Origin of the sequence: Bacillus tequilensis KCTC 13622 (assembly GCF_000507145.1) — a bacterium.
In the GTDB taxonomy this organism is placed as follows: domain Bacteria; phylum Bacillota; class Bacilli; order Bacillales; family Bacillaceae; genus Bacillus; species Bacillus tequilensis.
In genome coordinates, this window is the sequence record NZ_AYTO01000036.1 from 36089 (window position 1) to 57930 (window position 21842).

The window sequence follows — 21842 nt, forward strand, 5'->3', positions numbered from 1 at the left end:
GTTTTATGGATGAAATGGACACCCTCCGCAGGGAGGATGCCCATTTAGTCCCGCTTTAGAACATTTCACTAATTGTTTTTGCCTGCATGTGCAGCGCCAAGTAATCCGGTCCGCCCGCTTTTGAATCTGTTCCGGACATTTTGAAGCCGCCAAACGGATGGTAGCCGACGATAGCGCCTGTACAATTGCGGTTGAAGTACAGGTTTCCGACATGGAATTCCTGTTTCGCACGCTCAATGTGCTTGCGGTTGTTTGTGATCACCGCGCCTGTCAGACCATATTCAGTATTGTTTGCCACTTCTAAAGCTTCATCAAAGTTTGACACTTTAGAAAATGCCACCACAGGTCCGAAAATTTCTTCCTGCATGAGTCTTGCTTTCGGATCAAGGTCAGCGAAAATCGTCGGTTTGATGAAGTATCCTTTCGAATCGTCACCAGTACCGCCGCTTACTAAACGGCCTTCCTGTTTTCCGATTTCAATATAGCTCATAATTTTATCATAAGAACCTTGGTCAATGACAGGTCCCATATAAACATCTGCGCTGTCAGGTTTTGCTGTTACTTTTGATTCCGTAATTTCAATGACACGCTCTAATACTTGATCATACACTTTTTCATGGACAACTGCACGTGAACCTGCAGAGCATTTTTGTCCCGCAAAGCCGAATGCTGATGTAAAGATGGATTGAGCCGCCAATTCAATGTCCGCGTCCTCATCGACAACAACCGTATCTTTACCGCCCATCTCAGCGATGACACGCTTTAAGTGCTGCTGGCCCGGCTGAACTTTCGCTGCGCGTTCGAAAATTCTCGTACCAACTTCTCTTGACCCCGTAAATGTGATCAGGCTTGTTTTCGGGTGGTCAACAAGGTAATCGCCGACTTCCGCTCCGCTGCCGGGAACAAAGTTGACGACACCTTTCGGCAGACCGGATTCTTCAAGCACCTCAACAAATTTCGCAGCGATCACAGGTGTAGCGCTCGCAGGTTTCAGAACGACTGTGTTTCCAGTAACGATCGGCGCCACTGTTGTTCCCGCCATGATCGCGAACAAGAAGTTCCACGGAGGAATGACGACTGTTACACCAGTCGGCGTGTACACATATTGGTTTTTCTCGCCTTCACGGCTGTTGACCGGTTTGCCTTTTGCCAGTTCGATCATTTGGCGGGCATAGTACTCCATAAAATCGATCGCTTCAGCCGTATCAGCATCCGCCTCGTTCCATGGCTTTCCTGCTTCTTTTACAAGCAAAGCGGAGAATTCATGTTTTCTTTTGCGGACTTTGGCAGCAGCGCGGAACAGGACAGCCGCTCTTTCTTCAGGAGACGTGTATCTCCACTCTTCGAATGCGTTCGCAGCCGCTTCAATCGCTTGCTCAGCGTGCTCTTGAGAAGCTTTTGACACTCTGCCGACGACCTCTTCTTTATCAGCCGGGTTGATTGAAACGATTTTCGCTTCTGTTTCCACTCTCTCGCCGTTAATGACAAGCGGGTAGTCTTTTCCTAAATATTCGCTTACTGTCGCAAGCGCTTTTTTAAACGCTTCTACGTTGTTTTGATCTTGGAAATTTGTGAATGGCTCGTGTTTGTAAGGTGTTGTCATGATAATCTCTCCTTTTTTACTTCTTTGTCATTCCTTTGAAAGCAAATGCAATGTTTGACGGACGTTCTGCAAGGCGTCTCATAAAGTAGCCGTACCAATCTTCGCCGTATGGCAGGTAGACTCTCATGTTATAACCTTCTTTTACGAGGCTGAGCTGGGTTTGCGACCGCATGCCGTACAGCATCTGAAATTCAAACTTGTCATTGGCAATGCCATGTTCCTTGGCAAGCTGTTTTGTATAGTCGATCATTTTGTCGTCATGTGTGGCAATCGCTGTGTAATGACCGTTTAAGAGCTGCTTTCTGATGATTTTTTTGTAATTGTCATCGACATCGCTTTTCTCCGGGAAAGCTACTTTTTCTGATTCTTTATAAGCTCCTTTTACAAGGCGAAGGAAAGGATTTAAAGAATCCAAATCGTCAATGTCTTTTTCCGTCCGGTACAGATAGGCTTGCAGCACTGTGCTCACATGCTCGTATTTTTTTCTGAAATCTTTGAAAATATCGAGCGTTTTCTGGCATCTGACTTCATCTTCCATATCAATGGTGACCATGATGTTATGCTTCTCAGCCGTCTGAAGGATTTTCGTCATATTTTCATACACCAGATCCATATCAATATCCAGACCCAGAGACGTCATTTTTAAAGAAACATGTGAGTTCAGCTGCTGATCCGCAATGGTTGCAATGGTTTGAATGCACTCTTCCGTACGCTCACGCGCAACCTCGGCGCTGTTCACAAACTCGCCTAAATGATCGACAGTAACTGACAAGCCTTGGCTGTTAAGCTGTCGAATGGTCGGGATTGAACTGTTAAAATCATTCCCGCCGATAATTTTACCCGCTGCTACCCGGCTTCCCCAGTTCTTCGCCATTTTATTGAGAAAGCCGCTTTTGGATAAAAATAAGAAAAAATCTCTTGTGATCACTTCCAACCTCAACACCCCGCAATCTAAGAAGTATTTGTATGAGTTTATTGTAAATGGACAAAACCATCGTTCACAATATTCTCAAAATACAAAGATTCTGATAATTTTTGTGGGTTTGCCACAATCAGATAGTTAGAAAGTCGGGGGACATTCTGTCGAATAAAGAAGAAAAGGAAGCGACAAAAAACATCAGCTTCCTCCATCCTTCCACACTTCTTCAACCGTATTCAAAAGCAAACGATTCAATTCAGGTGTCATATCCTTTTGTTCTGCTTTCAGCGTTTTTGCCGCTTCCATGATTCTGTCGATTTCCGTTTCAATGAATTGGTGAATGACTTGAATTCTTGCTTCGAGATCAAGCTCTTCGCCTCTTCTTTTCCGTTCAAGCAAGGTTTCCATTTCTGCCTTCAGTTCAGGATCAGTCACATGTTCATTCATTAAAACCGTAAAGTCCATAGGCGGAATGGTTCCGTGCTTTTCAATCCATTTGCAGGCCAAAATAGGCCGGAGCACGTAGAAATACTTTTTGATTTTGACCTCTTGCCCTTGAAGGTAATCCTTGACGTTCCTTCTCGCCATGTTGATATAGTGATAGACGCTTGCTTCAGGCTTAAATGCTTCCGTCCGCAGTTTTCTTAACCGCTCTGCGGTCGTAAATGCTTCGTAATACACAATGTCAGAGGACAGCCATTCAAGAAGCGGCGGGTTGGACTTTTTAAAGAGGCGCAGCGTCTTTCTCAGCTCCCAGCCGCTGATATCCAGCAAATCGTGAATCGGTTCTTCTATCACATCCCGCTCCTGCTCAATCGAAAAATACCACTCCTTTTTCGGCACATAAATAAAGCGGACATCGTAATCACTATCCTGCGATGGGAATCCCCATGCGCGGCTTCCTGACTCAACGGCATATACGATTTTGACTCCGTATGACTGCTCAATCCGTTTTAATTCATCAATGATTCTTTGTTTCATATCTATTCGTCTCCAGTCTGTTCTCATTCCGGCAATTTGCAGAAAAAAACCGCCTGATGAAGCACGGCGGCTTTTCACGTTTATCAGCCTTTAAGATGCTGCTTAAAGAAAGCGAGTTTTTCCGTTTGGAAGGCAGGAATATACTCATGCCCAAAGTATCGGTACACCTTCAGCTCTTTCTCTGTCTCTAAATGGTTGTAGGCGGCAAACACGGTGGACGGCGGCGTGACCTTGTCAATCAGACCGATCGACATCAGAACAGGCACTTTCACACGGTCCGCGAGATTCATAATATCGAAATATGAAAGTGTCTTCATCGCCTGCGCTTCTGTTTCCGGGCTGCCATTTCTTCTGAAGAAGGAATTGATTTCAAGGTACGGCTGTTCAAGCGCCACATCAATGGCCCGCTCAAAATTGCTTAAATAAGGATAATCGGCAGCCGCGGCTTTCGGAATGTTTGACAGAGCCGCCGCTGCAATGGTTAAGCCCCCGCCTTGGCTTCCGCCTGTCACACCGATTCGTGTTTTGTCGACTTCGTCAAAGCTGCTGATCACTTCAAGCGCGCGGACGGCATCCAAATAAACGCCCCGGTAATAGTATGTATCTTTATCAAGAATGCCTTTTGTCATCCAGCCCAACGCGTGGCCGTGCGGAGAAATACTCGTATCCTCGCTGCTCTGCTGGCCGCGGACAAGCATTCCGAATGCGGCATATCCGTGAAGCGCCCAATTCACCATTTCATGAATCTCACCGTCATAGCTTGCGTTGTAACCGTGATATTTCACGATCGCCGGATGCGGGCCTTCCTTGTCAGGCACAGCGTACCATCCGGCAATGCGGGCCTTCCCGAAGCTTTTATAAGTGAGGCGGTACACCTTGACTCCATCAGCAGGATAATCAACCGGCTGTAAATCAGGTGATGCTTGGATTTTCGCAAGTTCGTCCAAAGACGATTTCCAAAACTCAGAAAAATCATTCGGAGTTGTTTTTTCAGGCTTATACGTTTGCAGTTGGTCGAGCGGCAGATCGAATAGTTGCATTTCCGATTATTCCCCTTTGTTTTATAAGATTTTATTTGTATTCTTATATTACCACGTTCCGAACCTATTTTCTAAATATTTTCACTTTCATTTTCCACACTGCCTTCATCAAACGTTTGTTTAAGACTTTCCCGGCTTAGTTCAATAAAGGACTGAGCTGTCAAACTGATATAGCGGTTCTTTAGAAATACAAAGACGAGGGTTCGTGATGGCGCGGATTGAATCGATAAATAGATCACAGCCGGATCTTTATCCCTTTTGACCATATTCGGCGCCATTGTCACACCTAAACCATTGGCCACAAGAGATTGGGCGGTTTCAATATGGCTCGTCTTAAAGGCTGCATTCGGCTTAAAGCCGCTTTCCGCACAGAGATCAAGCACCGTCCGCCGAAAACCGAATCCTTCTTTTAACAAAATAAATGGTACGTTCCTTACCATATCAAGCGGCACGCACGGCCGCCGGCCCTCCTCGCCCTCCAGCGCTTTCTCTATCAGCGCGGCCATTTCCGGCGGCATCCACCTTTGTTTTTCCTTTGGCACTGCAAGGACAATCGGTTCCGTGAGCAAAGGTGTAATGGCGAGCCGCTCATCCTCGATTGGCAAGGATAAAACAGAAAGGTCAACCTCTCCCTTTGCCGTCATTTCCTCTAAAGAAACCGGATCTTTTTCAACAAGCTGAACCTCCACATGAGGATAGCGCGCCAAAAACTGTTTCAGCAGCGGCGGAAAGAGGTACCTCCCCGTTACAGCAGGAATCCCAATGGAAAGCTTGTGCCCGATCCCCTGCGACCGCTCCTGCATCTCCCTGAGCAAGTCATCTCTGGAACGAATGATGTCCTCGGCTTTTTCAATGAACCGCCGGCCGTGGGGTGTCAGCGTAACAGAGCCGTGAGATCTGTGAAAAAGAGGAAGCCCCAGCTCAGCCTCAAGCTTTTTGATTTGCTGACTAAGAGACGGCTGAGCGATATGAAGATGCTCTGCCGCCTTTGTAAAACTTTGGCGCCGGGCAATTTCCGCTGCGTACCCCATCACTTTAATATCCATTTCAGCCTCCATAGGTTGAACCTATCGTTTTTATCATTTTTATATCTTGGACGAATCATAACAGAAATTGCTAACATAATCCATATCATCATTTGCAAAAGAAGGAGCTGGTCCAGATGACAAACGAAACACCGTTTTCTAAAAACGCCGAAATGTATCGGGATAAGAAAGTTTTTGCCGAGGAAGAAGATTTGGGGTTAATGATCAAAACAGCGGATTGCCGGTCAGAACATCGGGTGCTGGATATCGGAGCGGGCGCCGGTCATACTGCACTGGCATTTTCCCCATATGTACTGGAATGCGCAGGCATTGATGCGACGAAAGAGATGGTAGAGGTTGCGTCCTCCTTTGCGCAAGAAAAAGGAGCTGGGAACGTACGCTTCCAGCAAGGAACAGCAGAGTCTCTCCCCTTCCCCGACGATTCATTTGATATCATCACCTGCCGATACGCTGCCCACCATTTTTCAGATGTCCGTAAATCCGTCAGCGAAGTGGCACGCGTGCTGAAAAAGAACGGCCGTTTCCTCTTGGTCGATCATTACGCGCCAGAAGCCCCCGCTCTTGATGAGTTTGTCAATCACCTGAACCGGCTCCGGGACCCCTCCCATGTCCGGGAAAGCTCATTATCAGAATGGCAGGCGATGTTCGCCGCCAACCAGCTGGACTATCAGGACATCCAAAAGTGGAATTTGCCGATCCAATACGAAAGCTGGATCAAACGGGGCGGAACCCCGGCCGATCGGGAAAAACAGATTATCAGCCTTTTACATCAAGCATCAGAAAAAGCACGTGATACGTTCTGCGTCAAATTCACCCAAAACGGACATCCCGACTCCTTTTGCTTAAAAGCGATTTTGATACAAGGCATAAAACGATAAAAAAAGCCGTGCGCACCGCACGGCTTTTTACATGGGCTGATAAAGATCCCAGCCGATTTTTAATGTCTCTACAATGTAATCGGCGACCTCTTCCGGGGAAAGGTTGTCTGTCGCCACTTTTGAATTGTGTTTGTCGTAAATGACTTTTCTTTCATTAAACAGCTGTTCCATTTCATCCATTGAACGGTTATGCAGCACCGGGCGGCTCTCGATCAATAGATTCGCGCGCTGCTTCCAGTTCTCCCAAGACAGATCCAAATGCAATACGAGACAGTTTTCCAGACAGCACGTTCTGATTTCCTCTTGTTTAAAAGACCCGCCGCCCAGAGACACGATCTTGAATCGTTTATGATGGCAGATGTCCAAGATATATTCCTTCTCCGTTTTCCGGAAAAAGTCTTCTCCCTTTTCCTCAAACATCTCAGGAATTGTCATGTTGAAATCTTTTTCGATCTCTTGATCAACATCAATAAAATCTCTATATAATTTCTTAGCGACCAATTGGCCGATTGTCGTTTTCCCCACACCCATGAATCCGATCAGGACGATATTTCTTTCTCTTACTGGGATGGCTCGTTTAGCGTTCATCTTCGGCGAAATCCTCCTAAGGAATGAAATTTTATATTCATTATATGCTTATTTAGCGAATATTTATATAGATACCGGCTTTACCGGTCAAGCTTATAGTGCGCTTTGTTGTTTAGCCATTTTTGCCTGAATGACATTCATTGTACAACATTTCTGCAGGTATTTTAATACTTCGACGCAAAAAAGCAATAAACCCTTCCGCCTTTATTATTTTTCCAGCTGACTCTTCGATTGAAGGGTCTTTTTCTGTATGATGAATAGGAAGGGAGAAATGGCGATGATCATTTGGATAAACGGGGCATTCGGTTCCGGAAAAACACAAACAGCCTTCGAACTGCACAGAAGGCTGAACCCATCTTACGTGTATGATCCCGAGAAAATGGGTTTTGCGCTACGCTCCATGGTGCCGCAGGAGATCGCAAAGGACGATTTTCAAAGCTATCCTTTATGGCGGGCGTTCAATTACAGTTTGCTAGCTTCTCTGACAGATACATACCGCGGCATCATTATTGTGCCTATGACGATTGTACATCCTGAATACTTCAATGAGATCATCGGCAGGCTCAGACAGGAAGGCAGGATCGTTCACCACTTTACACTAATGGCTTCAAAGGAAACCTTGTTAAAAAGGCTGCGCACCAGAGCAGAAGGAAAAAACTCATGGGCCGCCAAACAAATCGACCGCTGTGTTGAAGGATTATCATCACCCATTTTTGAGGACCACATTCAAACAGACCACCTGTCGATTCAGGATGTGGCAGAGAACATTGCCGCGAGAGCCGAACTCCCATTAGATCCTGATATGAGAGGCAGCCTCCGAAGGTTCACCGACAGATTAATGGTAAAGCTGAATCATATCCGCATAAAATAAAGCTTCTGTACACGACAAAAGCCCGCTCCGAGAGCGGGCTTTCTTCATTTTATTTCCACCAGTCATCAAACATAGATGCCGGAACCTGACGTTTATGCTCAGTTACGCTATAGCGTTTTTCCAGTGCTTCTGACACTTTCGCTGACACTTCTTTCCCTTCGAGATAATCATCAATTTCCTCGTAGGAAATGCCCAGCTCTGTTTCATCCGTCTGCTGCGGCTTTTCGTCGAGCAGATCGGCAGTTGGCTCTTTTAAGTATAAACGTTCCGGTGCGCCCAGCTCTTTCAGCAGGCTTCTTCCCTGGCGCTTCGTCAATCCAGTCAGCGGCAGGAGATCCGCTCCTCCATCACCGTACTTCGTAAAGAAACCGGTGACAGCCTCAGCTGCGTGGTCAGTGCCAATGACAAGAAGGCCTTCTTGTCCGCCGATCGCGTATTGAGCGATCATTCGCGTTCTTGCTTTTACGTTTCCTTTATTAAAGTCAGTCAGCTGATCGCCCGTCTCCTGCTGATACTGATCAGAAAACGCGCTGACTGTCGACTTAATGTCAAACTTCCATGATTTATCCGGTTTAATGAACTTCAATGCAAGCTGGGCATCGTCTTCGTCCTGCTGTGTGCCGTGCGGAAGGCGTACCGCGATAAATTGAGCGTCTCCGCCCTCTTCGCGAATGCGCTCAGCCGCAAGCTGAGCCAGTCTTCCCGCAAGTGTGGAATCCTGTCCGCCGCTGATTCCCAATACAAAGCCTTTAGCACCGGTTTTCTTTACATATTGTTTTAAAAAATTGATTCGGTCCTCAATTTCTTGCTTTGAATCAATTGAGGGCTTCACATGTAATTCACGCATAATCTTTTCCTGCATGCTCATCCCAATCATTCCTCCTGTACAATTCGCTGTTTCTTATTTGATCATTTCCCGAAATTGATGAAAATGAATCATGACAATGATGTATCCCTATTAAATATAGCACAGGTCTTCATTCACAGTGAACAAGAGAGATCAGCTGACTTCCACCCGTATAGACGTGACACTTTCGCCATTGCACTTTCCTTTTTCAATCGGGCAGGAAGAAAACGCGACGATCAAATCCATTTCCGCCCGCAGCCTTACATAGTCCCCGGCATTCGAGAGCGGCGTTTCCACAGACAGGTTCCCTTTTTCATCAAGAACCGTGTTCATAAAAATCGCAAATGGGTAATGCATGTGGGGCTTTGGCACGCCAAACTGTTCAAGCGCACGGTTCATATTGTCATAGCACGTATCCTGGAATTCATCCTTTTGCTTGCCGTATAACAGCCTGTTCATATCAGGGCGGCAAGCAGGAAGCAGCAGATCATGCTTGCCGACCGTATCCTCGATCAGCGTCAGCATCGGTTTGTACAGATTAGAATAGATATGGTCATTCACCTTTACGTTTATGGAATGATTGGCATCAATTGTCGCTCCCTGATCAAGATGCTCGTAAAAATCCTTGGCATGGTACGCGACAAAATCAGCCACCTGCTGCCCTTCAACGTCAACCACCTTCAAAATCTGCCCCTTTTTCAGCTTCAGTCCAAGCCCTTTCTTCGGCTCTACGATATATTGCTGTGCCATAGCTTTACTCCTTTTTTCATTAGTATGGGCGTTCGCCGCCTTCTCCATGTAAAAAGAGGCAAAAATCCGATGCATATAAGCTTCGGGCAGGTCGCAATCTAATCTTAGATAAAAGGGGTTGAAATGATTATGGGTCAAACTAAAAAAGACCAGCAAAAAGGGAATCTGGCTTGGTGGCAGCTGTCTCTGATCGGAGTCGGCTGCACAATCGGAACAGGATTTTTTCTCGGGTCCAGCATCGCAATTGTCAAAAGCGGTTTTTCCGTTCTCCTTTCATTTCTTATCGCAGGGATCGGTACTTATTTTGTCTTTGAACAGCTTGCCAAGCTGTCGGCGAAACAGCCTGAAAAAGGCTCGTTTTGTGCGTATGCGCGAAAAGCGTTTGGCAAATGGGCTGGCTTCAGCAACGGCTGGGTGTACTGGTCCTCAGAAATGCTGATTACCGGAAGCCAATTGACAGCCATTTCACTATTTACAAAGCATTGGTTTCCTCAAGTTCCGTTATGGGTGTTTGCTTCAATCTACGCCGTACTCGGGCTTCTCATTATTTTCACCGGGCTGTCTGTATTTGAGAAGACTGAAAACGTGCTGGCCGTCATCAAAACAGCCGCTATTTTTATGTTTATTGTCATTGCCATCCTGGCATTATGCGGCATCCTGTCCGGCGGAAAGCCTGATGTACAGGTTCCAAACAAGACAAGTGAATTTTTTCCATACGGCGCTATGGGACTGTGGACAGGCTTAATCTACGCGTTTTACGCATTTGGCGGAATTGAAGTCATGGGGCTGATGGCGGTTCACTTAAAAAAACCAGAGGAAGCGTCAAAATCAGGGAAGCTGATGCTGGCAACACTGGCTATTATTTACATTATATCAATCGGGCTGGCTTTGCTTTTGGTTCCGTTACGCACGTTTACAGAAGAGGACAGCCCGTTCATTACGTCGTTAAAAGGGCATCACCTTGAGATCATCCTCGATATTTTTAACGGGATTTTCATTATCGCCGGGTTCTCGACGCTTGTCGCTTCGCTTTTCGCGGTTACGACATTGCTTTGTACGATGGCAGATGACGGCGACGCGCCGAAATGCTTTACCTTAAAGGAAGGCAAAAAAATATGCTGGCCGGCGCTGGGGCTGACGTTTGCGGGGCTTGTTTTATCGATTATTCTGTCTTTAGTGCTGCCGAAAAACATTTATGAGCACATGACGACAGCAGCCGGGCTTATGCTTTTATACACTTGGCTGTTTATCCTGTTCTCCAGCAAAAAGCTGACCGAACCTGAGGGCATGGGGAAAACGCAAATTTATTTGGCGGTGATTCTGATTGCTGCGGCTGTGTCCGGTACATTGTTTGAAAAATCAAGCCGGCCCGGATTTTTTGTGAGCATAGGCTTTCTCGCGATCATTGCCGTCGTGACCATGATCTATCAAAAAAAACAGGGACATAAAGACCGCCCTGCCAGCTCGTGATTTATTTTAATTTGTTGAACATGTTCTTTAAATAAGAAAACGGGCACTTCGATACCTGTTTTTCATCGTCACGGAGGAAATACTGTTTCCATTCGCGGTTATCCTTTCCTCCGTACCAGCCTAATTCCGGGTGAACCGGGGCTTGATCGTAGGCCTTTAACCGGGATCGGATCATTCTGCTCATGTTGCGGCCAAAAGCGGTTGATCCATTTAAGTCTTCAAACACCCATCTTGGCTGAAACGTAATCATAAAAAAAGGAAAGCTCCGGCTTCTTCTCGCCTCGTGCCCCGGCGTGGCGCACAGAATGAAGTACGGCTCGCCGTCAAAACAAAACTCCCATTTATAATGCTCGGGATCGGCCGGAATATCTTCCGGCCACTCTTTTTCGTCTTGTTCACTCAGTCTATTTAAAAAGCGCCAAAACAGCTCTTCATACGCTTCAACCGAATAATGCTCTGCCAAATCTTCCGGTGTATCAAACAACACAACGAGGGATGCGTATTTCCCGGTATCCCGCGATATCTTGCCGTACTCCGCAAGCAACGGAGCCAGTTCCTCCGCTGTACGATTTTCCCGCGGATCTCCGGCAAAAGCAATGCGAAGCTGGTCTGTCAGAAACGCCTGGCGTCCGGGAATGCACGGAAACGTATCCGCATGATCCGCCACAGTTTCAGCCAAAAGCTCAAAAGCGATTCGTTGCCAATCAGAAAGCTCATCTTGATTACGTTCCAGAAAACTTTTGGTGTAAATCCCATTCACTATCGATCCACCTCCAGTATCATCTGGATACTATATTAAAACGGGAGGCGGCAGGTGACTGTCCTTCATGAATCAGCCTAATAACTGTTTGATGCCCTGATAACCGAAGTAAAAGCCAAACACAAGGAGAGATATACCGGCGATTCCGGTCAATCCTCTCAACAGCTTTTCATGAAGCAGATTTCTGAACGTACTGGCTGTAATCGCCATGCAAAAATCCCAGATTAAAATGCCGATCATGATGCCGGAGCTATAGATAAGAAGCTGATTCATATTGTAGGCCTCTGCTGTTTTCGCAAGGATGCTTCCGTAAATCCCAAGCCAAAAAAGGATGCTCAATGGATTTGACAGTGAAATGAGAAAACCCGAGGCGAACGTTTTCCTGTATGACACTTTTCCCCGTGAGCTTCGCACATCCATTGCTTCTCTGACATTTTTCAGCGTTTCAATTCCGGTATAGGTCAGCACAAAGAAGCCAAAGAGCCATAAAAACGTTTTCACGAATGGAGCGGTCAAAAACTGCGACAGTCCGAAATAGATGAAAAGCATGTACAGTCCATCCGCTGTCATGGCGCCTAAACCAAAAATCCATGCATGCCAGAAACCATTTTTAATTCCTTTGTCTATTTGCGCCGCATTCACTGGTCCTACAGGCGCAGACAAGGACAGCCCCAGCACAATATAGCTCAAAAAAATGTTCACCGGCCCGTACTCCCTTCTCTTACGTAACTTGTACAATGTATTCGGGAACGGGCCAAGCTATGCACAAAATTCGCTTACTGTTTCAGACGTTCAAGCTCTTCCTCCATAATATCGGCGGCTTTGCCTACGAAGCTGAAAATGAGTTCCAGTTCTTCTTCCGTATACTCGCGGCACAAATCCATCGTGGACTCGGACAGAGAGCGGAACAAATCCTTTACATGTTTTTTCGAAGCGGTTAAAGGAACGATTATGACTCTTCTGCGGTCGTTCGGGTCCTTTTCCCGCGCCACATACCCCGCTTTTTCCAGCCGGTCAACAAGCGCGGTGACGGAACCTGTGCTGAGGCCTGTCTTTTTCCCCAGCTCTCCGGCCGTCATCGGCCCCGCTTCATTTAAGATGTCAGCTGATTTCAAATCGGTGGGAAACAGACCGAGGGCTTGAGCGGCTGCCTGATGAAACAGAACCGTTCTGGTGCCCAATTTCCGAAAAAGCTGAACGGAAGTCTTTTCCAACTCACTTCTAGAATTTCTTGTTGACAACTGACAGTCCTCCCTATAAAATCGAATTTATCTTGATAATCGAGATATTTAACGATCAAACTATTATCATGATATCAGAACTTACATAGAAAAGTAAGAGGAGGTAGAACAAATGGACACAACAACAGCAAAACAGGCTTCCACCAAATTTGTGGTCCTCGGTCTTTTGCTGGGCATCTTAATGTCTGCAATGGACAATACGATTGTTGCCACCGCGATGGGCAGCATCGTAGCGGATCTTGGAAGCTTCGATAAATTTGCATGGGTCACGGCATCCTATATGGTGGCGGTCATGGCTGGAATGCCGATTTACGGCAAGCTCTCCGATATGTACGGCCGAAAACGTTTTTTCCTGTTTGGACTTATTTTTTTCTTAATTGGATCGGCTTTATGCGGGATTGCACAGACAATGAATCAGCTGATCATTTACCGGGCCATTCAAGGGATTGGAGGCGGCGCGCTCCTGCCGATTGCCTTTACCATTATCTTTGATTTGTTTCCGCCGGAAAAACGCGGAAAAATGTCCGGCATGTTCGGCGCTGTCTTTGGCTTATCCAGTGTTCTTGGGCCGCTGTTAGGTGCGGTCATTACAGATGCGATCAGCTGGCATTGGGTATTTTACATCAACGTGCCGATCGGCGCATTGTCATTGTTTTTCATTATTCGCTACTACAAAGAATCTCTGGAGCACAGAAAGCAGAAAATTGACTGGGGCGGCGCGATTACCTTGGTCGTATCCATTGTATGCCTGATGTTCGCCCTTGAGCTTGGCGGCAAAACATACGATTGGAATTCCATTCAGATCATCGGCCTGTTTATTGTATTCGCCGTTTTCTTCATTGCCTTTTTTATTGTGGAGAGAAAAGCGGAAGAGCCGATCATTTCGTTCTGGATGTTTAAAAACCGTTTGTTTGCCACAGCGCAGATTCTCGCTTTCCTGTATGGCGGAACATTCATTATTTTAGCGGTATTTATTCCGATTTTCGTTCAGGCGGTATACGGCAGCTCAGCGACAAGCGCGGGCTTCATTTTGACGCCGATGATGCTTGGATCAGTCATCGGGAGCATGATCGGCGGGATCTTCCAAACGAAGGCCAGCTTCCGCAATTTGATGCTGATATCTGTTATCGCCTTCTTTATCGGCATGCTGCTGCTTTCCAATATGACGCCTGACACAGCACGGGTATGGCTGACCGTCTTTATGATGATCTCAGGATTTGGTGTCGGCTTTAACTTCTCCCTGCTGCCGGCGGCATCGATGAATGATCTTGAACCTCGTTTTCGAGGGACGGCCAATTCTACAAATTCATTTTTGCGGTCACTCGGCATGACCCTGGGCGTTACTATTTTTGGAACGGTGCAAACAAACGTATTCACAAACAAGCTGAGCGACGCTTTCAGCGGCATGAAAGGCTCAGCGGGCTCCGGTGCGGCGCAACATATCGGCGACCCGCAGGAGATTTTTCAAGCGGGAACACGTTCCCAGATTCCTGAGGCGATCCTGAATCGCATCATTGACGCGATGTCATCAAGTATCACATATGTCTTTTTGCTCGCTTTGATACCAATTGTCCTCGCTGCGGTTACCATTTTATTTATGGGAAAAGCCAGAGTGAAAACAACAGCTGAAATGGCGAAGAAAGCAAATTAACACAAAAAAGCAGTACATGCCAGCATGTACTGCTTTTTCTATTACAATCCTAATCTCGCAAGAATAAACGTCCATATACAAATGATCAATAACAGAATCAGGCTGTACGCTACTGTACGCTTAAACAGTTTAGATTCCTTGCCTGTCTGGCCGACCGCTGCGGCGGCGATGGCGATTGACTGAGGAGAAACAAGTTTCGCCATGACCCCGCCCGCCGTATTGGCAGCTAACAGCAAATCAGAACCCGCACCGATCTGCGCTCCGGTGACAACCTGCAAATGCCCGAACAAAGCGTTATTGCTGACAACAGAGCCGGTAATAAACACGCCGATCCAGCCAAGAACAGGACTGACAAACGGGAACAAGTCTCCTGTCTTCGCCAATGCCAGCCCAATTGAAGAGCTGAGCCCTGCGAAGTTGGCCAGATTGGCAAATCCCATCACAAAGCAAATCGTGATAATCGGCACCCACAGCTCTTTTCCCGTCTCCTTCAAGGAAGCAAAAGCATCCCGAGTCGAGAAGTTTTTACTGAACAGCCCTGTCACAATGACAGCCGCTAAAATCGCTGTGCCAGTCGCTGACAGCAGATCGACTTTAAAGACTGCATCTAACGGCATGGCAGATGGCGTAATCGGCGGCATTTTCATGATTTGCTGATGCAGAACAGGCATTTTCAAAAGAAGTGTTGTCTGATATAACAGCCCGCCTTCTTGGAAAAGCGCTTTGAAGGCAGGAAGGCTCCAGATCGTGATCGCCGCGGTTAAAATATAGAAAGGAGACCACGCTTTCGCAATGTCAGCGGCACTGTATGTCTTTTTATCACCCGCTTCGCCGGCTCCTTCCTCCCGATAAATCTCCTTCGGCTGCCATTTGCGGAGGAAGAGCGCAAGCCCGCCCATGCTGCATAAGGCCGCCAAGATGTTTGCTAACTCCGGTCCGAGCACTGCCATTGTCAGTGTCTGAACAGCTGTATACAGACCGCTCACGACCAGCAGGGCAGGCCATGTCTGTCTGATTCCTTTCATCCGGTCCAACAGGAAAACGAGCAGAAACGGAATCAAAAACGAAATCATTGGCAATGTCCACACCAATGTCCGTGACAGCTCAAGAGCAGATAAATCACCAATCTGCGCTCCTGTGATGACAGGAATCCCGATCGCTCCAAAGGCTCCGGAGGCTGCGTTGGCAATCAAGCAGAGCGCCGCCGCTTTTAACGGTTTAAAACCAAGCTCGACGAGCAGCGCCGCGCTAATGGCAATCGGAACACCAAAACCGGCCGCGCCTTCCAAAAACGCGTTAAAACAAAAACCAATTAATAATAGCTGTATTCTTTGGTCAGGCGAAATGCCGGCAATGCTGGAACGGATAATGGTAAACTTTCCGGTTTTCACTGCGATTTTATAAAGCCAAACCGCCATCAGGACGATGTAGCCAATGGGCCACAGTCCGTTCCCAATCCCTAGCAAAACAGAAGAAATCGCTTTTTCAACCGGCATATGAAATGCCAAAACGGAGACGAAGAAACTGACGGCTAGAGTAAGAAATGCCGCAAGAATGCCTTTCATTTTAAAAACAGTTAAAGCCAAGAGAAAAAAGAGAATCGGAGTGAGCGCCACAAGTGCGCTCACATACTCATTTCCAAACGGATCATACAACTGCTCCCACATTGACAATCAGCCCTTTACTCTATAGTTGCGAATTAGATGACCTGAAGTTCTGCAAAATGCGGTTTTAAGATGTTTTTAAGGACGTCTGCACTGTGAAGGAACTGTTCTTTTTCTTTCTCATTTAAATTCAGCTCAGTGATGCCCGCAATTCCTCCGCGGTTCACGACAGCCGGAACGCCGATGTACACGTCATCTGTGCCGTATTCTCCGTCCAAATATGTGCTGACAGTTAAAATGCTGTTTTCATTATGAAGAATGGCTTTTGTAATGCGGGCAAGGCTCATCGCCACCCCATAATAAGTCGCGCCTTTTTTCTCAATAATATGGTAAGCGGCGTTTTTCACGTCGTCTACGATCTGGTCAAGTTCTTCTTGTTTATATGCATCGTTTTTCTTAACAATTTCACTGACCGGCACACCGCCGACGTTCGCGTGGCTCCAAACAGGAAGCTCTGTGTCCCCGTGCTCTCCGATAATATGCGCGTGCACGTTTTGAGGCGCTGCACCGAAGTATTCGCTCAGCATGTAACGGAATCTCGCAGTATCCAGTGTTGTACCGCTTCCGATCACCCGCTCTTTTGGCAGGCCGCTGAATTGCCATGTTGCGTAAGTCAAAATATCCACCGGATTTGTCGCGATTAAGAAAATGCCGTCAAATCCGCTCGCCATGACTTCCCCGACGATGCCTTTGAAAATGTTTAAGTTCTTTTCTACTAATTCAAGGCGTGTCTCACCAGGTTTTTGGTTTGCACCGGCACAGATGCAAACAATATCAGCATCCCTACAGTCTTCATATGTTCCATAAGATGTTTTGACCGGCTGCGGCGCAAACGCCTTTCCGTGGTTTAAATCCATTACATCGCCCATTGCTTTTTCTTTATTTAAATCAATGATCACAAGCTCATCTGTGATCGCTTGGTTAATTAACGCAAATGCATAACTGCTTCCAACAAAACCTGCTCCGATTAAAGCTACTTTATTTACATGGTTCATATGAATCATCCTCCAAGTATGTTTATCTTTGATGTTTTGTTTGTGAAGTATTTCACATTTATATTGTGCACCATTTCACAAACTTTTGCAAGAAAAAAGTTTTGCTGATTTGTGAACAAAAAAAAGAAACCATCTGAGATGGCTTCTTTGGGATTTTCATTTTGATCGCTTGCCTTCAATGAGGAAGAGAAGCGATTATGCCTGAGTCATTATATAAACCATTCTGCACATAATCAAAGCCAGGCTGATTTTGGCCGGGCACTTGGGCGCTGCCATTATTAAAAATCACTTTGGCGTTTGTTGTATCTGTATGTGCAGGCAGTGTCAGCGTGTAAATTCCATCTGCATTTTTAATCATTGCTTTACCCGGCCAAGATCCGGTCAATTCTATTGCCCGGCCCCCATCTTGTTTATAAATATAAGCATTTACTTGGCCCCAATGATTAGGATTTTGATAGCCGATGGTTTTAGCTGAAGACGGATCTCTTTTTACAAAACTGTATTTTTGGGTCCTCGTTACACCATCTTTGTTTATTCCTTTTAACGTGATGTTGTATGTTTTGCCAAACGGATCTCCTTTTCCGATCGTTAATTGGTCTCCATCCTTAAACGCAGTCTCTTGCCCATTATTTATTTGATACACGGCTTTTGTTGTATTCGCATTTGCACGCAGGGTGATCGTCAGCTGATCATTGAACGAATGCGTGATCTCTGTTTTGTAATTCTCAAGAGAGACGTGAGGTGCGCTCGCAGCACCGGATGGGTACAGAACAGCCACAGATCTGGCCTCGATCGTGCCTGACAGTTTACCATCCGTTACTTGAAATGAACCGGCTCCCGCCTTATTATCATACTTGCCATCTGGTAACTTCGTTGAGGCATTGATGGCGACTGAAGATGAACCGGCATTCGCCAACACAACGCCGTGCGAGCCGCGTTCATTCATGAAGACCTGATTGTTTCCATTCGGATTTGAGAGCTTCTCAGGCTGCCCGGCCATTGCATTGTGAAATGCATTGATCGCAATGATAGCCTGATCTTTAAACAAAGCACTCCCGCGATCGCCTATTTGGGTTTTCCCCGGGAATCTCACACCGCTTCCGCCGCCCTCAGGCCTGGAAAAGAAGAGAGGCGTACTGCCTGAGCGAGAAGCAATCACTGCCCAGCCTAAACGGATGTCGTCATCGCTCATCCATGTTGACTCTTCCTCATCATTGGCATACGTATCATGCGATTCCACCCATGTGACCAATTTGTCGGCGGACACATCAGATGCATAATGGGAAATATTCGATACGTTCAGATTACGATTCTTTAAAGCGGATCTTATGGAATGTCCATAGTTAGATGCTGTCACATTCATATAATTCGCGTATGCTGCATCTCTGGAGGCACTATCTTGCAGGATTTCTCCATATTGGAACTCAGCAGATGTGTTTGTGATGTTCGTCCAGAATTGGCTTCCGTAATTCCCGTCATCCGGGAGCTCTATATGCTTGGCGGCATCATAGCGGAATCCGTCTGCTCCGTCATTCAATGCTCTTTCTAAGAAGCGTTTCAAATAGGCTTGTACCTCAGTATTCTGTGTATTCCAATCATACAGCCCGAGCAATGAATTCTGCGTGACATCCCATCGATCAGACCAGTTTTTAATTTGTGTGTTTCCATGCGTCCAGTTTGGAATACTCTTAATCTCATTGGAAATCGCGGCATAGTCACTTGTCGTATGATTGATGACCGCATCGACAATGACTTTTACGCCATATTTTTCTGCGGCTGCACACATTTCTTTAAATTCTTGTTCTGTGCCTAAGTAACGGTTGCCAATTTGGTACGATGTCGGCTGATACAGCCAGTACCAATTCGACATGCTTTTATTTCCTTGATTCCCTTCCTTTACTTGGTTAATCGGTGACGTCTGAATAGCTGTATATCCTGCCTCATGAATATCCTTCATATTTTGTTTTAACGTATTGAACGACCAATTCCAAGCATGAAGAATGGTACCGCTTTCAATTGGTGGCGCTGCCAGTTCATTTGATGTGTTCTGCGCTTCGGCATTCGCAGCCGCCGGCCCTGCCAGAACCATATGAACCAGCAATAAAAATCCAGCAAATAACGGCAGTAAAGAGTTTTTGAATCGTTTTTGAAACATCCTTCACACTCCTTATTTGATTTTGAAAATGACTGTGTAGCCAAAAATCCCTCTTACTTCATTCTTCCGCTTCCTCCTTTCAAACGAATATGAAGACTGGAGAATTTTGTTAGCGCTTACATCTCAAATTATCACATTCACTCTATCAAAACAACTTGATAGAGTGAATTCAAACCTATATTCCTATGAAATAGAAACGCCGCTCGTTTCCCTCACTTTACACACAAAAAAGAAACCACCTTTTCTAAGATGATTTCTTCCTTATTTCTTCTTTTATCGCTCTTCTGTATGCCAGCTTCACAATCACATATCGAAGCAGAAACAGAATGCCTCCGCAGACGACAAAAAGAAGAATCATTTTCAGCCAAGCGAAGAATGTATGGGGAATCCCCCTGTCGTACATCGTAAGCACCACTACCGCAAAGGCAACCGCAATTGATTCTATCCGCTGCTGCTTCACCCGTTTTTGCAGTTCTTCTTTGGTGGCTATTCTCGGCATGAGCATTCCCGACGCTCCTGCCCTGATGCAGTAATATAAGATGATGAGGAACAAAAACACAAGGCTTGCAGCCCATTCTTTAAACGGAAATTCAAACATAATGCCGCGAATGATCACATCAAGGAGCGCAAACGCTCCCGCTATCATCCCGATCTCCGACCAGATTTTTTGTTCTTTCTCTTTTACTCTCTTACTTTTCCCATTCACGCCTGAAAGTCTATTACGCAGATTATTCATGACCTTCCTCCCGCATTTTTACGAATGGCTTATGGCTTACATGTTACAATAACAGCCTGCGCCTCTGCAATGAATAACTCAAAAGCCCGCCGTACAAGCCGGCGGGCAGCAATCGTTAAAACGGCCCCCAATTCATCATGACACCGATCACAATAAAAACAAGCCCAATCAAAAACCAAATCAGAGCAAGCGGCACCATAAACCGCAGCCACTTGACGTACGGAATGCCGCTGGCCGCAAGCACCGCCATGAGAACACCCGACGTTGGGTTCACACAGTTGACGACTCCTTCTCCGAGCATAACCGCCTCCACAGCAACCTGTCTTGTTATCCCCATCAAATCAGCGAGCGGCGCCAGAATGGGAATAAATACAACGGCTTCGCCAGACCCTGAAGAAATGAGAAAGTGAAGAAGCGCACTGGCGATATACATGCCGATCGCGCCGGCAATCGGGCTGAAGCCGTCCAAAAGCGAAGCCAAAGCATTGACGACTGTATCGAGAAGCTTGCCATTTTCAAGAATGACGGAAATGCTTCGCGCCATCCCGACAATCAGCGCCCCGTATACAAGGCCTTGGCAGCCCGTAATGAAGGTTTTGGCAATATCGTTTGCCGCAAGCCCGCCTATTAAACCCGCAAGGACAGAAATAAAAATAAACGTCGCAGCCATCTGTGAGTCAGACCAGCCCAGCTTCAAAGCCCCATATAAAAATCCGATCAGCGACAGTCCCGCCGCAGCCAAAATCAGCTTATGGCGAACGGTAAACGGAACTGACTGATCTTCTTCTGTACCCGCTTCGCCCATTCCTGCCGCGGGGAACCAATTTGTTCCTAACACACTGGCATCCTTTGATTTTTTTAATTTTCTCGTATACAGATAGATATAAAAAATAGAAGACAGCAAAAAACATAAGTATATCACAACACGCAGTCCGATCCCCGAAAAGAGCGGCAGCTCCGCGATTGATTGTGATAAACCGAGCGGAGACGGCGATAAGATGGTAGAGTTAAATCCAGCGTAACAGCCGATGTAAATAACGGCGGCGCCCGCGACTGCGTCCCATTTTAAGGAGCGTGCGACAATGAGGCCGATGGGGATAAACCCAATCACTGAATTCACGACAATTCCGGTTGTTCCGAGAATAGAGAACAACGCGCCGACTATACAAATAAATAATAATTGCTTTGTGCGGAATTTGCTGATGACATTGTAAATCAGGCCGTTGATGGCACCCGTTTTTTCTAAAATCGCAATGGTGCCGCCTGTGAATAAAATCAGAAAAATGATGGGTGCTGATCCGACCATTCCATCCTGAAGAGAAGTAAAAAAGCTGATCAAGCTGACCGGAGACTGTTGAATGGAATGATAGCTGCCCGGAACGGCGGTCGTGACATCCCCCTTTGTTACGCGGTCAAATTCACCCGCAGGCACAATATACGAAGCAATGGCGCAAATGAAAGCAATGATAAATAAGAGGACATAGGCGTCAGGCATTTTAAATGTCGTTCGTTTTTTCTTAGGCTGTGTGTCGGCTGCTGGCATATTCATATTTTGATCCATCTCCTCTGTTTGAAAATATTCATTATTCTGAAAAGTCGCAATATGTGCTATATTATATACAGCCTATCTTTCTGTTTCAATAGAAA

At 46.3% G+C, this 21842-nt stretch carries 20 protein-coding genes; 4 read left to right on the forward strand and 16 right to left on the reverse strand.

Annotated features, from left to right (window positions below; translation table 11 throughout):
• Positions 1 to 55: 55 nt before the first annotated feature.
• The 5 genes from pruA to V756_RS0115825 all read right to left on the reverse strand — a co-directional run bounded on the left by pruA (position 56) and on the right by V756_RS0115825 (position 5589).
• Positions 56 to 1603, reverse strand: coding sequence for an L-glutamate gamma-semialdehyde dehydrogenase (gene pruA, locus V756_RS0115805; RefSeq protein ID WP_024715508.1), 1548 nt, complete (start codon positions 1601 to 1603; stop codon positions 56 to 58).
• A 16-nt stretch (positions 1604 to 1619) separates the two neighbouring features.
• Complete coding sequence (putB, locus tag V756_RS0115810) at positions 1620 to 2531, reverse strand: proline dehydrogenase PutB (RefSeq protein ID WP_081719900.1); 912 nt, start codon at positions 2529 to 2531, stop codon at positions 1620 to 1622.
• Between the two features lie 189 nt (positions 2532 to 2720).
• On the reverse strand, positions 2721 to 3503 hold the full coding sequence (locus V756_RS0115815) for a nucleotidyltransferase domain-containing protein (protein WP_024715510.1): 783 nt from the start codon (positions 3501 to 3503) through the stop codon (positions 2721 to 2723).
• Positions 3504 to 3586: 83 nt separating this feature from the next.
• Positions 3587 to 4543 (reverse strand): cephalosporin C deacetylase, encoded by a 957-nt coding sequence (cah, locus tag V756_RS0115820; protein WP_024715511.1) that lies wholly within the window; start codon positions 4541 to 4543, stop codon positions 3587 to 3589.
• A 71-nt stretch (positions 4544 to 4614) separates the two neighbouring features.
• Entirely contained in the window at positions 4615 to 5589 is a 975-nt protein-coding gene (locus tag V756_RS0115825) for a LysR family transcriptional regulator (RefSeq protein ID WP_024715512.1), read from the reverse strand.
• A 116-nt stretch (positions 5590 to 5705) separates the two neighbouring features.
• On the opposite strand from V756_RS0115825, the gene V756_RS0115830 reads away from it, so the two are divergent.
• Positions 5706 to 6467, forward strand: a complete 762-nt coding sequence (locus tag V756_RS0115830; RefSeq protein ID WP_024715513.1) for a class I SAM-dependent methyltransferase — start codon at positions 5706 to 5708, stop codon at positions 6465 to 6467.
• A 27-nt stretch (positions 6468 to 6494) separates the two neighbouring features.
• Here V756_RS0115830 and V756_RS0115835 read toward each other — a convergent pair whose 3' ends face one another.
• Positions 6495 to 7055 carry a shikimate kinase gene (locus tag V756_RS0115835; RefSeq protein ID WP_024715514.1) on the reverse strand — a complete coding sequence of 187 codons (561 nt, stop codon included), beginning with the start codon at positions 7053 to 7055 and terminating at the stop codon, positions 6495 to 6497.
• Between the two features lie 277 nt (positions 7056 to 7332).
• On the opposite strand from V756_RS0115835, the gene tmrB reads away from it, so the two are divergent.
• Complete coding sequence (gene tmrB / locus V756_RS0115840) at positions 7333 to 7926, forward strand: tunicamycin resistance ATP-binding TmrB (RefSeq protein ID WP_024715515.1); 594 nt, start codon at positions 7333 to 7335, stop codon at positions 7924 to 7926.
• A gap of 49 nt (positions 7927 to 7975) precedes the next feature.
• Here the strand turns inward: tmrB and nadE are convergent, their stop codons facing one another.
• Together nadE and V756_RS0115850 are read right to left on the reverse strand one after the other, a co-directional pair.
• Positions 7976 to 8794, reverse strand: a complete 819-nt coding sequence (gene nadE, locus V756_RS0115845) for an NAD(+) synthase (RefSeq protein WP_024715516.1) — start codon at positions 8792 to 8794, stop codon at positions 7976 to 7978.
• 132 nt (positions 8795 to 8926) lie between these two features.
• Positions 8927 to 9523: a DUF1989 domain-containing protein gene (locus V756_RS0115850; RefSeq protein ID WP_024715517.1), complete on the reverse strand. Its 597-nt coding sequence runs from the start codon at positions 9521 to 9523 to the stop codon at positions 8927 to 8929.
• 129 nt (positions 9524 to 9652) lie between these two features.
• Here V756_RS0115850 and V756_RS0115855 point away from each other — a divergent pair, with 129 nt between their 5' ends.
• Positions 9653 to 10993, forward strand: coding sequence for an amino acid permease (locus V756_RS0115855; RefSeq protein WP_024715518.1), 1341 nt, complete (start codon positions 9653 to 9655; stop codon positions 10991 to 10993).
• Position 10994: 1 nt separating this feature from the next.
• On the opposite strand, the gene V756_RS0115860 is transcribed toward V756_RS0115855, so the two are convergent.
• From V756_RS0115860 to V756_RS0115870, 3 genes are all read right to left on the reverse strand, one after another.
• Entirely contained in the window at positions 10995 to 11756 is a 762-nt protein-coding gene (locus tag V756_RS0115860; protein ID WP_024715519.1) for a YqcI/YcgG family protein, read from the reverse strand.
• Positions 11757 to 11825: 69 nt separating this feature from the next.
• On the reverse strand, positions 11826 to 12455 hold the full coding sequence (locus V756_RS0115865; protein ID WP_024715520.1) for a LysE family translocator: 630 nt from the start codon (positions 12453 to 12455) through the stop codon (positions 11826 to 11828).
• 74 nt (positions 12456 to 12529) lie between these two features.
• Positions 12530 to 12994 carry a MarR family transcriptional regulator gene (locus V756_RS0115870; RefSeq protein WP_024715521.1) on the reverse strand — a complete coding sequence of 155 codons (465 nt, stop codon included), beginning with the start codon at positions 12992 to 12994 and terminating at the stop codon, positions 12530 to 12532.
• A 112-nt stretch (positions 12995 to 13106) separates the two neighbouring features.
• Here V756_RS0115870 and bmr3 point away from each other — a divergent pair, with 112 nt between their 5' ends.
• Positions 13107 to 14645 (forward strand): multidrug efflux MFS transporter Bmr3, encoded by a 1539-nt coding sequence (bmr3, locus tag V756_RS0115875; protein WP_024715522.1) that lies wholly within the window; start codon positions 13107 to 13109, stop codon positions 14643 to 14645.
• A gap of 41 nt (positions 14646 to 14686) precedes the next feature.
• Here the strand turns inward: bmr3 and V756_RS0115880 are convergent, their stop codons facing one another.
• The 5 genes from V756_RS0115880 to V756_RS0115900 all read right to left on the reverse strand — a co-directional run bounded on the left by V756_RS0115880 (position 14687) and on the right by V756_RS0115900 (position 21744).
• The gene (locus V756_RS0115880) at positions 14687 to 16312 is read right to left on the reverse strand and encodes an L-lactate permease (RefSeq protein WP_024715523.1); all 1626 of its coding nucleotides are present in this window, start codon (positions 16310 to 16312) and stop codon (positions 14687 to 14689) included.
• A 32-nt stretch (positions 16313 to 16344) separates the two neighbouring features.
• On the reverse strand, positions 16345 to 17304 hold the full coding sequence (locus tag V756_RS0115885; protein ID WP_024715524.1) for an L-lactate dehydrogenase: 960 nt from the start codon (positions 17302 to 17304) through the stop codon (positions 16345 to 16347).
• Between the two features lie 175 nt (positions 17305 to 17479).
• Positions 17480 to 19459 carry an alpha-amylase gene (gene amyE, locus V756_RS0115890; RefSeq protein ID WP_024715525.1) on the reverse strand — a complete coding sequence of 660 codons (1980 nt, stop codon included), beginning with the start codon at positions 19457 to 19459 and terminating at the stop codon, positions 17480 to 17482.
• Positions 19460 to 19703: 244 nt separating this feature from the next.
• On the reverse strand, positions 19704 to 20195 hold the full coding sequence (locus tag V756_RS0115895; protein ID WP_024715526.1) for a DUF6773 family protein: 492 nt from the start codon (positions 20193 to 20195) through the stop codon (positions 19704 to 19706).
• Between the two features lie 115 nt (positions 20196 to 20310).
• A complete protein-coding gene (locus V756_RS0115900; protein ID WP_024715527.1) occupies positions 20311 to 21744 on the reverse strand; it encodes a YfcC family protein in 1434 nt (477 codons plus the stop codon).
• Positions 21745 to 21842: the final 98 nt, after the last annotated feature.